Source organism: Pseudomonas sp. Pse79, from assembly GCF_024519615.1.
GTDB lineage: Bacteria > Pseudomonadota > Gammaproteobacteria > Pseudomonadales > Pseudomonadaceae > Aquipseudomonas > Aquipseudomonas veronii.
Genome location: NZ_JALJRR010000009.1, coordinates 12,942 through 25,049 on the forward strand (window position 1 = coordinate 12,942; position 12,108 = coordinate 25,049).

The following is a 12,108-nucleotide window of genomic DNA, read 5'->3' on the forward strand; positions in this document are numbered from 1 at the left end:
CCGCAAACCGCATCTCCCGCGTCTCCCCCATCAACAACCCCCGATTCTGCTCCGTCACTTCCCTGATGTAGTCCCACAACAACGTAATCCGTTTCAACTTCCTCAAGTCGAGGTCATCGCTGGGATGCTCTGCGATTTATTTAGCGGGCGCCTTGAACTCCATTGAATAAGTCCAAGCTGAGGAGGGGGCCGTCTGTCGGATTGAGATGAGTAAAAGGCCATCAGTCGATTCCACATTGACATCATGAATGCACGTCACCGACACTCAACAAATAACCATCAAATCTATAAGGATATACCGTGATGAGAAAGCGTTCCTTCTTGGTTCCTCTGGCCACTCTGGCCGCAGCCGTAGCTACAGAACAGGCTTCCGCCCTAACTTCGCATGACATTGTCGAGCCCAGCTCGGAAGCCAAGAACACATTTCAAGCTGAAGCTCAAAGCGAGAACCTTACTGTTCGCGGAGGCAATGATCTGTTCTCGTTCGTCCTCAAGCGCGGGGATCAGGGACAACTGATGGCTTACCACAGTTCCCATAGCTCCCACTCTTCGCACAGCTCCCACAGCTCCCACTATTCGGGTCGATAATGGCTTTCTCTCAGATGATCGTCTTTGATGAGCGGCTTTATGATGCACAGGTTTTGCAGAAAGCTGCTTATCGGTCGATCAATGCTTTCACGGTTGATATCACATCCGATGAGGGACAGTTTATCTGTGTGTTGTCATCGAATATCGGCATGGACGAGCCGTCCTTTCTGTCTGCCATCCAAGAGTTCAAGAAGGATGTGCTCGACTATCAGTTACGCCACCGATTGGCAGTTGAGACGCAGACGATCAAGAACCTGATCCTCGGACTGGCCTTTTCAAAAACCGGGCTTATTAGTGAGTAAATTCCAAAAGCTGGAATTCTACGCGCAGCAACGTTCTTATGAGTTGCTGCCCTTTAAGTTCGATCGCCTGAATGACCACGAGTACGTCATTACCAACATGGCAGGCGAATTTCATGTCATACCGGTGCCGATGTTGGAGCCGATCATTCGCAAGACACTTCCGCTCTCGTCAGAGTTGATCCCTTCGCTTCGGTCCAAGCAGTTCATTCGCTTCCCCAATGAGCAAGCACCACTTCAGCTCCTGGCACTAAAGATTCGCACGCGATTGTCCAGGCTGGCCGAGTTCACCAATCTGCATATCTTTGTAGTGACTCTTCGCTGCGACCATAGCTGTCCGTACTGTCAGGTTTCAAGGCAGACGGAGAGCAAAGGCGAATTCGATATGACCACAGAGATGGCAGACAAGTCACTGGACTTCGTCTTTAGGTCTCCCAATCCAGCCATCAAAATTGAATTTCAGGGTGGCGAGCCGCTGCTGAACTTCGAGATGGTGAGGTACGTTGTTCTTGAGGCCAAAAAACGTAACATCAAGGAACGCCGTGACCTTCAGTTTGTCATTGCGACCACGCTTTCGCTACTGACCGATGACGTGCTCGACTTCTGTAAACAGCACAACATCGTGCTTTCATCTTCGCTCGACGGGCCAATGGAGCTGCATAATGCAAATCGCCCACGACCAGGCCGAGATAGCCATCAGCGTTTTGAGGAAGGCTTGAAGAAAGCCCGTGTAGCCCTCGGCTATGACCAAGTGTCAGCACTGATGACAACTACAGATAAGAGCCTGCCACGAGCACGCGATATTATTGATGAATACTTGCGCCTGGGCTTTGATGGGATATTCCTTCGCTCCCTTTCCCCTTACGGCTTTGCGATCAAGACCAAAAAATTCATGTCGTATGATACGGAGCGCTGGCTGGAATTCTACAAGGAGGGCCTTGAGTACATCATTGAGCTAAACAAGGTAGGCATACGATTTGTAGAGCAATATTCTTCACTCGTGCTGACAAAAATGCTGACATCAGGGGACCCAGGGTTCGTTGATTTGATGAACCCTGCGGGTGCTGGTATCGCAGCCATCGTGTTCAACTACGACGGATCGGTCTACGCCTCAGATGAAAGCCGTATGCTTGCTGAAATGGGGGATCATACGTTCCGTCTGGGTAACATTCTTGAGCACTCATATGAAGAAATCATTCTCTCTGATCAGCTTCTGGATGCACTGGAAAACTCTTTCACCTTAAGTGCTCCAATGTGCTCTGATTGTGCATTTGAACCTTATTGTGGGGCTGAGCCCGTCTACCATCACGCCATTCATAAGGACGTAGTAGCAAGAAAACCTGAGTCTTCTTTCTGCAAGAGAAACATGGGGATTTTCAAGCATCTTATTGAGCTGATGGGGCGTGATGAGCAAACAAAGCGGATTTTTATGGGTTGGGCCAACCGATGCTGAAACTCGGCGGAAAGATTATCCGTATCCACGCGGTTGATGTTCATAGGGACCTCACTCTGCTCAAGGTGTCGACCAGCCGAAATCTGCCCGAAGTCTTGCGACGGGAAATGGCCTACTTGGTTTCCGATCAACAGATCCCCCTAGGATTTGCGCACTACCTCTTGCTTGAGAAACATCGGCAGTTTGTTGAGGTGCTGCCTTCCGACTCTGATTACTCAATCTTACCGAATGACTACAGCTACATCGGTGATGGTGACATCATCCGGCTTTCAGCAGATCGTCAGAGCATTAGCGTACTGTTTCGAGCATCGTCGCCTCACAACAGCATTCTGGTCACTGAGCAATGCAATCATTACTGTCTTATGTGTTCACAACCACCTAAGGCCGCTGATGACTCGTGGATACTTGACGAAATCGAGAGTCTAATTCCGCTTATTCCAAAAGATACCCGCGAGCTGGGGTTTACTGGGGGCGAGCCGACGACCAATCGGGAGCGCTTCCTGAAAATCATCAGCTTGACCAAAAGTTATCTGCCAAGGACCGCAATCCATATTCTTTCGAATGGGCGCAGCTTCAAAGACCCAGCATTCGCTGAAAGGTATGCGCAGATTGAATTGCCCGACGCGATGATCGGAATCCCTGTCTATTCAGACGATCCGATGCTGCATGACTACATCGTCCAGGCCCAAGGCGCATTCGATGAAACCATTCAGGGCATTCTCAATCTGAAGCGCTTGGGCCAAAAGGTTGAGATCCGAGTTGTTATTCACAAGCTATCGGTGCAGCGCCTGCCTGAACTGTGTGAGTTCATCGCACGCAATCTGCTGTTTGTTGACCATGTGGCGCTGATGGGCCTTGAGATGATGGGCTTCACCAGGGCCAATCTTGATGAGCTGTGGATCGACCCGGTCGAGTACAAAGACACTCTCAGCAGATCGGTTGGCATTTTGGCCAAGTACGGTATGAATATCTCGGTCTATAACCATCAGCTGTGCTTGGTGAATTCAGACATTCAGCCCTACTACCGCAAGTCAATCAGCGACTGGAAGAATGAGTACGCGCCTGAGTGCCAGAACTGCGCAAAACAACGAGAGTGCGGGGGCTTTTTCGCATCAGGTGTTAAATTCGGCTACAGCAAGCACCTAACCCCATTTTGATTTTGGCCTCAGATGGCTAAGCCGCACAGCGTCCTCTATGTAAGCAGCGGGTTTACTCGCTTCGTTCGCGCAGGCGTTTTCGGGCAGTAAGTTCTGCGGAGTGGTCCTCAGAAATACTCAGGGCTCAAGGACCAACTCAAGTTACAAAACCTGGCAACCCCCCTCAGACCTCGTCAGGATTTGCCCGCCTGAGTCCTCGCAGACTTACTGACTGGCAAACCGCATCTCCCGCGTCTCCCCCATCAACAACCCCCGATTCTGCTCCGTCACCTCGCGTATGTAGTCCCACAACAACGTAATCCGTTTCAACTTCCTCAAATCCTCCCGGCAATACATCCAGAACTGCCGCGTAACCGCAATCTGCTCCCCGAGCACCGGCAGTAACCGTGGATCCTGCGCCGCCAAAAAGCACGGCAGAATCGCCATCGACCGTCCTTGCTGCGCTGCCACGTACTGCGCGATCACGCTGGTGCTGCGTAGGCTGGCGCTGGCGCCGGGGACTACGTTGGCCAGGTACAACAGCTCCGAGCTGAAGGCCAGGTCGTCGACGTAGCTGATGAACGGATGCTCGGCCAGATCCGTCGGGCGGTGGATGGGTGGGTGTTGGTCGAGGTAGTCCTGGGTCGCGTACAACTGCAACTTGTAGTCGCACAGTTTGCAGCACACATACGGCCCGTGTTCCGGGCGTTCCAGGGCGATGACGATGTCGGCTTCGCGCTTGGACAGGCTGATGAAGTGGGGCAGGGGCAGGATGTCGACCGAGATCGCCGGGTAGGTGTCGACGAAGTGGCTCAACTGCGGGGTGACGAAGAAGCTGCCGAAGCCTTCGGTGCAGCCCATGCGGACATGCCCGGACAGCGCCACGCCGGAGCCGGAGACTTGTTCGCAGGCCATGTGCAAGGTGCTTTCGATGGATTCGGCGTAGCCGAGCAAGCGCTGGCCTTCGTTGGTGAGGACGAAACCGCTGGTCCGGGATTTTTCGAACAGCAGGGTGCCGAGTGATACTTCCAGTGAACTGATGCGCCGCGACACGGTGGTGTAGTCCACCGCCAGCCGCTTGGCGGCGACGCTGGCCTTGCGGGTGCGGGCCACTTCGAGGAAAAACTTCAGGTCGTCCCAGTTCAGGGAACCCAGTGATGTGATGTTTTTTTGCATATTGGACCGGCTTTTATGTGCGTTCTTATTAGAAGTTTGCACATCTATACTCCAAAAACAGTCCGAACGCCTCATCCTCAAGGCGATTCAACGCCTTGGTTCTCTGCCTATAAATACAAATTGGAGACCACATGAACGCATCTGCCGATATTTCCGTGCAACAGGTCAAGTTGTTGATCAACGGTGAATGGGTCGAGTCCAAGACCACCCACTGGCAAGACATCGTCAACCCGGCGACCCAGCAAGTGCTGGCCAAAGTCCCGTTTGCCACCGCTGAAGAAGTCAACGCTGCCATCGACGCCGCCCATCGCGCCTTCCAGACCTGGAAGCTGACCCCGATCGGCGCACGCATGCGTATCATGCTCAAGCTGCAAGCCTTGATCCGCGAGCACTCCAAGCGCATCGCCGTGGTCCTCAGCGCCGAGCAGGGCAAGACCATTGCCGATGCCGAGGGCGATATTTTCCGTGGCCTGGAAGTGGTGGAGCACGCCTGCTCCATCGGCACCCTGCAAATGGGCGAGTTCGCTGAAAACGTCGCCGGTGGTGTCGATACCTACACCCTGCGCCAACCCATCGGCGTGTGCGCCGGGATTACTCCGTTCAACTTCCCGGCGATGATTCCGCTGTGGATGTTCCCGATGGCGATTGCCTGCGGTAACACCTTCGTCCTCAAGCCTTCCGAGCAAGACCCGCTGTCCACGATGCTGCTGGTGGAGCTGGCGCTGGAAGCCGGTGTGCCGGCCGGCGTGCTCAACGTGGTACACGGCGGCAAGGACGTGGTGGATGCGCTCTGCACGCATAAAGACATCAAGGCAGTGTCGTTCGTCGGTTCGACCGCCGTGGGCACCCATGTGTACGACCTGGCCGGCAAACACGGCAAGCGCGTGCAATCGATGATGGGCGCCAAGAACCATGCGGTGGTGCTGCCGGATGCCAACCGCGAACACACCCTCAACGCCCTGGTCGGTGCCGGTTTCGGCGCGGCGGGCCAGCGTTGCATGGCCACTTCGGTGGTGGTGCTGGTGGGCGCTTCCAAGCAATGGCTGCCCGATCTGAAGGCGCTGGCGCAGAAGCTCAAGGTCAATGCCGGCAGCGAAGCGGGTACGGATGTCGGCCCGGTGATTTCCAAGCGTGCCAAGGCGCGCATCCTGGAACTGATCGAAAGCGGCGTGAAAGAAGGCGCCAAGCTGGAGCTGGACGGGCGTGACATCCAGGTGCCGGGCTTCGAGCAAGGCAATTTCGTCGGCCCGACGCTGTTCTCGGGCGTGACCACCGACATGCAGATCTACACCCAGGAAATCTTCGGCCCGGTGCTGGTGGTGCTGGAAGTCGACACCCTCGATGAGGCCATCGCGCTGGTCAACGCCAACCCGTTCGGCAACGGTACCGGCCTGTTCACCCAGAGCGGGGCGGCGGCGCGTAAGTTCCAGAGCGAAATCGACGTCGGCCAGGTCGGCATCAATATCCCGATCCCGGTGCCGGTGCCGTTCTTCAGCTTCACCGGTTCGCGCGGTTCCAAGCTCGGCGACCTCGGCCCGTATGGCAAGCAAGTGGTGCAGTTCTACACTCAGACCAAAACCGTCACCAGCCGCTGGTTCGATGACGACACGGTCAACGATGGCGTCAACACCACCATCAACCTGCGCTGATTCCGGGAGACGAGCATGAAGATTGCATTTATCGGCTTGGGCAACATGGGCGCGCCCATGGCCCGCAACCTGATCAAGGCCGGCCACGCGCTGAACCTGTTCGACCTGAACCAGGCGGTACTCAAGGAACTGGCCGAACTGGGCGGCAGCGTCAGCGGTTCACCGCGCGATGCGGCCACCGGTGCCGAGTTGGTGATTACCATGCTGCCGGCCGCTGCCCATGTGCGCAGTGTCTGGCTGGGTGAAGACGGCGTTTTGGCCGGTATCGGCCAAGGCGTGCCGGCGGTGGATTGCAGCACCATCGACCCGCAGACCATCCGCGATGTCGCGGCGGCGGCGGCCAAGCAAGGCGTGGCCGTCGCCGATGCGCCGGTCTCCGGTGGCACTGGCGGCGCGCAAGCCGGGACGCTGACCTTCATGGTCGGCGCCAGCGCGGACTTGTTCGCCACCCTGCAACCGATGCTGGCGCAGATGGGCCGCAACATTGTGCGTTGCGGCGACGTCGGCACCGGCCAGATCGCCAAGATCTGCAACAACCTGCTCCTGGGCATCAGCATGGTCGGCGTCAGCGAAGCGATGGCCCTGGGCGATGCGCTGGGCATCGACACTCAGGTGCTGGCTGGCATCATCAACAGTTCCACCGGGCGCTGCTGGAGTTCCGACACGTACAACCCGTGGCCGGGCGTGATCGAAACCGCGCCGTCATCGCGGGGTTATACCGGTGGTTTCGGTGCCGACCTGATGCTCAAGGACCTGGGGCTGGCCACCGAAGCCGCGCGCCAGGCGCACCAGCCGGTGATCCTCGGCGCTGTGGCCCAGCAGTTGTATCAATCGATGAGCCAGCGCGGGGAAGGGGGCAAGGACTTCTCGGCGATCATCAACAGCTACCGCAAGCCCAAATAGATACCGCCTGTGGCGAGGGCGCTTGCTCCCTCGCCACTATTTATTGCGGTTCAGGCAAACACAAAATACTTACGCACCGTCTCGACCACTTCCCACGTCCCCTTCATCCCCGGCTCCACCACAAAGATATCCCCCGCGCGCAAGTGGATCGGCTCCAGGCCTTCTGGGGTGATCACGCAGTAGCCTTCCTGGAAATGGCAGTATTCCCACTTCACGTATTCCACGTACCACTTGCCCGGTGTGCAGATCCAGGTGCCCATGATCTTGCTGCCGTCTTCGCTGGTGTAGGCGTTGAGGTTGACGGTGTGCGGGTCGCCTTCGAGCTTTTCCCATTTGCAGGCATCCAGGACCGGCAAGGGGTGGGTGTCGCGCAGTACGGTGATGGGCTTGGACATGATGACTCCGAGGCAAGTGAACGAGAGTCGAACCCTATAGCGTCGCAGGCAGGGTCAATGGTCTGAACTCGACATCGGGATGCCCAGAAGCGCAGGCGAATACCACTGCTCAGGCCAAGTGCAGTTCATGTGGGAGGGGGCTCGGGTGGACGCTTCAGCGTAGCTTGACGATATTTCTGAGCGTCAATGAGTCACTTCTTCGCATTAAGTGCGAAAGATTTCCCGCTTGTCGCAGGAATTCGCAAGAAAATTCACGGCTGGCCCTCGTATCATTCACTTCAGTCACGACCGAGAGCCTTGATATGAACCCAATAAAAACGTGGTGGGACATCAGCCCGCCCTTGAGTACGGCGACCCCGACCTGGCCGGGGGATACGCCGTTCCAGGAAGAGCGCGTGTGGCAGTTCGGCCCGGAGTGCCCGGTGAATGTCGGGCGCGTTACCTTGTCGCCGCACACCGGCGCCCATGTCGATGCGCCGCTGCATTACAGCGCGGACGGCGCGCCGATCGGCGAGGTGTCGCTGGACGTGTACATGGGCCCGTGCCGTGTGTTGCATTGCCTGGACAGCGGCGCGCTGGTGCAGCCGCAGCAGTTGCAAGGGCGTGTGGATAACTTGCCGGAACGTGTGTTGCTGCGCACTTATCCACAGGCGCCGCTGACCGAATGGGATGCGAACTTCACCGCCATCGCCCCGCAGACCATCGAGCTGCTCGCCAGCCTGGGCGTGCGCCTGATTGGTATCGACACGCCGTCCCTGGACCCGCAACAGTCCAAGACCATGGATTCTCACAATGCCGTGGCCCGTCATGGCATGGCGATACTCGAAGGCATCGTGCTCGATGACGTGCCGGAGGGCGACTATGAACTGATCGCCCTGCCGCTGCGGTTTGCCCACCTCGACGCCAGCCCTGTCCGCGCAATCCTGCGCCCGCTTGTGGAGCCCGCACGATGAGCCAATGTCCCTTCTCAGAGGATTACCAGCCGCCGGAAGAATGGCATAACGCCGAGTTGAATTTTTCCGAGTCCATGAGCTACGGCGACTACCTGGACCTGGGCAAAGTCCTCAGCGCCCAGCACCCGCTGTCGCCGGACCACAACGAGATGCTCTTTATCATCCAGCACCAGACCTCCGAGCTGTGGATGAAACTGATGCTCCACGAACTCAAGGCCGCCCGCGAACACCTGCGCCTGGGCCAGTTGCCGCCGGCGTTCAAGATGCTGGCGCGGGTCTCGCGGATCTTCGATCAACTGGTACACGCCTGGGCGGTGCTGGCGACCATGACCCCGTCGGAGTACAAGGCGATTCGCCCGTTCCTCGGCCAATCGTCCGGGTTCCAGTCGTTCCAGTACCGTGAGATTGAATTCATCCTCGGCAACAAAAGCCCGGCGCTGTTGCGGCCCCACGCCCATCGCCCGCAATTGTTGCAAGAACTGCAGGTGGCGATTGCCACGCCGTCGCTGTACGACGAGGCGATCAACCTGATGGTCAAGGCCGGCCTGACGATCGACCCGCAACGCGCCGAACGCGACCCGACGGCGGCGACGGTTCACGATGCCTCCGTGGAAGCGGCGTGGCGCGAGGTCTACCGTGACCCGAGCCGTTATTGGGACCTGTACCAGTTGGCCGAAAAGTTTATCGACCTGGAAGACTCCTTCCGCCAATGGCGCTTTCGCCATGTGACTACGGTGGAACGGATCATCGGCTTCCAGCCCGGCACCGGCGGCACCGAGGGCGTGGGTTACCTGCGCAAGATGCTCGACACGGTGCTGTTCCCCGAGCTGTGGCGAGTACGTTCCACGCTCTAAACAAAAAGCCCCGGATCACCGGGGCTTTTCATTTGGAATGCAACCAAATGTGGGAGGGGGCTTGCTCCCTCCCACAGGAGTATTACTGCGCGGCGGCTACCGCTTTCGCGTTTTTGACGCGCAAGCGGTAGGCAATGTAGATCACCCCCACCCAAACCGGCATCGCATACACCGAATCGCGAACGCCCGGAATCGCCAGCATCACGCTGATGATCATCAGCATGAACGCCAGGCACAGGTAGTTGCTGAACGGGAACCAGAAGGTCTTGAACGACGGCACCACGCCTTGCTCGGCCATGGCCTTGCGGAACTTGATGTGGGTCAGGCTGATCAGCGCCCAGTTGATCATCAGCGAGGCGACCACCAGCGCGAACAGCAACTCCAGCGCGCTGTGCGGCGCGACGTAGTTGACCACCACGCACAGCAGCGTCACCAGCGCCGAAATCGCCAGGGCCCGCAGCGGCACGCCTTGTTTGTTGAGTTTCATCAGCGCTTTCGGCGCGTCGCCTTGCTCGGCCAGGCCGAACAGCATGCGGCTGTTGCAGTACACGCCGCTGTTGTACACCGACAGCGCCGCGGTCAGCACCACGAAGTTGAGGATGTGCGCGGCGGTGTCGTTACCGATCAGCGAGAAGATCTGCACAAACGGGCTGCCGCTGTAGGCATCGCCCGACGCGCCGAGGGTTTGCAGCAGTTGATCCCACGGGTACAGCGAGAGCAGCACGGTCAGCGCGCCGACGTAGAAAATCAGGATGCGGTACACCACCTGGTTGATCGCTTTCGGGATCACTTTACGCGGCTCGTTGGCCTCGGCGGCGGTGATGCCCACCAGCTCCAGGCCACCGAACGAGAACATGATGAACGCCATGGACATTAACAACCCCATGCCGCCGTTGGGGAAGAAACCGCCGTGGCTCCACAGGTTGCTGATCGACGCTTGCGGGCCGCCGGTGCCGCTGAACAGCAGGTAGCAGCCGAGCACGATCATGCCGACAATCGCCACCACCTTGATGATCGCGAACCAGAACTCGGTCTCACCGAAGAACTTCACGTTCAGGGTGTTGATCAGGTTCACCGCGACAAAGAACACCAGTGCGCTGACCCAGGTCGGAATCTCCGGCCACCAGAACTGGATGTACTTGCCCACGGCCGTCAGTTCGGCCATGCCCACCAGCACGTAGAGTACCCAGTAGTTCCAGCCCGCCAGGAAGCCCGCGTAACCGCCCCAGTATTTGTGGGCAAAGTGGCTGAACGAACCGGCCACCGGCTCCTCGACGATCATCTCGCCGAGCTGGCGCATGATCAGGAACGCGATAAAACCGGCAATCGCGTAGCCGAGGATCATCGACGGCCCCGCCGACTTGAGCACGCCGGCCGAGCCGAGGAACAGCCCCGTACCGATCGCGCCGCCCAAGGCAATCAGCTGAATATGCCGGTTCTTCAGGCCACGCTTGAGGCCTACCGGGTTAACCATGTCATCCGCCATTAACATTCCCTTCTACTTGTTTTTCTCGGGGTTGATTGCACGCCGCGCCCAACCCCTCAGAAGTGCTGAGGGGTCAGATATTACTCTGCGTGAACTTTTCGTAATACAACTGAACGCCATCAAGTGCCTGATCCACCAGCCATTGTTGGATGGATTCGACCATCGGAGGGGGCCCGCACACGTACATATCGGCCGAACTGTCCCGCCATTCGGCCAGGTCGAAATGCTCGGTGAGGTAGCCACGCTTGCCGGACCATGCGGGCGGCGGGTCGCTCAGTACTTCGGTGTAGCGAAAATCCGCGAGCGTGGACGCGTAACCCTCGATGCGCGCCGCTTCGCACAGGTCCTCGGCGCCGCGCACGCCGTAGTACAGGTGGACCGGCCGTTCGCAGGCGTTGGCCGCCAGTTCATCAAGCATGCCCAGCAGCGCCGACAACCCGGTGCCGCCGGCGACCAGCACCAGCGGTCGGCTGACATGGCGCAGGTAGAACGCACCCAGCGGCGCCTCCATCAGCAGCGGATCGCCGACCTGGCAACGTTCGCGCAGGTAGTTGCTCATCACCCCGTCGGGCAGCAGGCGGATCAGAAACCGCAGCTGATTGCCCGGCCGGTTGGCGAAGGAATATGCGCGCCAGCTGTCGGTGCCCGGAACCGCCAGGCGGGCGTATTGGCCCGGCAGAAAGTCCAGCGCCTGGTCCAGCTGCACTTGCAGGATCGCGGTGCCGGTCGAGACCTGCCGCACCTCGCTCACCGTGCCGCGCACCTGCACCGGCCCCGGCGCGTTGCACAGGCTGGAATCGAAGTCGAAGTAGAACGTCGCATCCGACTTCACCCGGGTCTGGCAACTGAGCATCTTGCGCTGTTGCAGGTCGCGGCTGGAGAGGGCGTCCTCGTCCACATAGTCCTGGCTGTATTCGCCGCTCTCGCAGCGGCCCTGGCAGGTGCCGCACACGCCTTCGCGGCAATCCAGCGGAATCTTGATGCCATTGCGCAGGGCCGCATCCAGCAGGATTTCATGCGCGCCCACCGGGAAAAACAGCGTCTTGCCGTCGGCAAAACTGAAGGCCACTTTGTGATTCATCCCCAGTACTCCGTGGGTTCATGTGTGAACCCTTGTAGGAGCGAGCTTGCTCGCGAAAAACTCAAGGACGCCGCGTACATTCAGGATGCCCGCATCATCGTTGACGTCCTTCGCGAGCAAGCTCGCTCCTACAAG

The 12,108-nt window shown here is 58.4% G+C and carries 12 protein-coding genes and 1 pseudogene; 8 read left to right on the forward strand and 5 right to left on the reverse strand.

What is annotated here, in order from left to right:
* A pseudogene (locus NR164_RS13360) lies at positions 1-109 on the reverse strand (LysR family transcriptional regulator); the annotation flags it as partial.
* Positions 110-303: 194 nt separating this feature from the next.
* Between NR164_RS13360 and hxsA2 the strand changes: the two are divergent.
* Genes hxsA2 through hxsC form a run of 4 tightly spaced genes read left to right on the forward strand, consistent with a single transcriptional unit; the run spans position 304 to position 3,497 of the window.
* Entirely contained in the window at positions 304-588 is a 285-nt protein-coding gene (gene hxsA2, locus NR164_RS30550; RefSeq protein ID WP_350339034.1) for a His-Xaa-Ser repeat protein HxsA2, read from the forward strand.
* Entirely contained in the window at positions 588-890 is a 303-nt protein-coding gene (hxsD, locus tag NR164_RS13365; RefSeq protein ID WP_256822846.1) for a His-Xaa-Ser system protein HxsD, read from the forward strand. Before hxsA2 ends, hxsD begins: the two co-directional genes overlap by 1 nt.
* Positions 883-2,340, forward strand: coding sequence for a His-Xaa-Ser system radical SAM maturase HxsB (gene hxsB, locus NR164_RS13370; RefSeq protein ID WP_201021542.1), 1,458 nt, complete (start codon positions 883-885; stop codon positions 2,338-2,340). Before hxsD ends, hxsB begins: the two co-directional genes overlap by 8 nt.
* Positions 2,334-3,497 (forward strand): His-Xaa-Ser system radical SAM maturase HxsC, encoded by a 1,164-nt coding sequence (gene hxsC, locus NR164_RS13375; RefSeq protein ID WP_256822847.1) that lies wholly within the window; start codon positions 2,334-2,336, stop codon positions 3,495-3,497. The genes hxsB and hxsC overlap by 7 nt, the downstream gene beginning before the upstream one ends.
* A gap of 204 nt (positions 3,498-3,701) precedes the next feature.
* Here the strand turns inward: hxsC and NR164_RS13380 are convergent, their stop codons facing one another.
* Complete coding sequence (locus tag NR164_RS13380) at positions 3,702-4,652, reverse strand: LysR family transcriptional regulator (protein WP_017849482.1); 951 nt, start codon at positions 4,650-4,652, stop codon at positions 3,702-3,704.
* A gap of 131 nt (positions 4,653-4,783) precedes the next feature.
* Between NR164_RS13380 and NR164_RS13385 the strand changes: the two genes are divergently transcribed.
* Complete coding sequence (locus NR164_RS13385; protein WP_057005303.1) at positions 4,784-6,301, forward strand: CoA-acylating methylmalonate-semialdehyde dehydrogenase; 1,518 nt, start codon at positions 4,784-4,786, stop codon at positions 6,299-6,301.
* A gap of 15 nt (positions 6,302-6,316) precedes the next feature.
* Complete coding sequence (mmsB, locus tag NR164_RS13390; RefSeq protein ID WP_256822848.1) at positions 6,317-7,204, forward strand: 3-hydroxyisobutyrate dehydrogenase; 888 nt, start codon at positions 6,317-6,319, stop codon at positions 7,202-7,204.
* A 50-nt stretch (positions 7,205-7,254) separates the two neighbouring features.
* On the opposite strand, the gene NR164_RS13395 is transcribed toward mmsB, so the two are convergent.
* A complete protein-coding gene (locus NR164_RS13395; protein ID WP_010566207.1) occupies positions 7,255-7,599 on the reverse strand; it encodes a cupin domain-containing protein in 345 nt (114 codons plus the stop codon).
* A 302-nt stretch (positions 7,600-7,901) separates the two neighbouring features.
* Between NR164_RS13395 and kynB the strand changes: the two genes are divergently transcribed.
* Both kynB and kynA read left to right on the forward strand, forming a co-directional pair.
* Positions 7,902-8,552: an arylformamidase gene (gene kynB / locus NR164_RS13400; RefSeq protein WP_256822849.1), complete on the forward strand. Its 651-nt coding sequence runs from the start codon at positions 7,902-7,904 to the stop codon at positions 8,550-8,552.
* Positions 8,549-9,406, forward strand: coding sequence for a tryptophan 2,3-dioxygenase (gene kynA / locus NR164_RS13405; protein ID WP_046382070.1), 858 nt, complete (start codon positions 8,549-8,551; stop codon positions 9,404-9,406). Before kynB ends, kynA begins: the two co-directional genes overlap by 4 nt.
* Positions 9,407-9,488: 82 nt before the next feature.
* On the opposite strand, the gene NR164_RS13410 is transcribed toward kynA, so the two are convergent.
* Both NR164_RS13410 and antC read right to left on the reverse strand, forming a co-directional pair.
* Positions 9,489-10,892 (reverse strand): amino acid permease, encoded by a 1,404-nt coding sequence (locus tag NR164_RS13410; RefSeq protein ID WP_057005300.1) that lies wholly within the window; start codon positions 10,890-10,892, stop codon positions 9,489-9,491.
* 73 nt (positions 10,893-10,965) lie between these two features.
* Positions 10,966-11,973 carry an anthranilate 1,2-dioxygenase electron transfer component AntC gene (gene antC / locus NR164_RS13415; protein WP_046488223.1) on the reverse strand — a complete coding sequence of 336 codons (1,008 nt, stop codon included), beginning with the start codon at positions 11,971-11,973 and terminating at the stop codon, positions 10,966-10,968.
* Between the last annotated feature and the right edge of the window lie 135 nt (positions 11,974-12,108).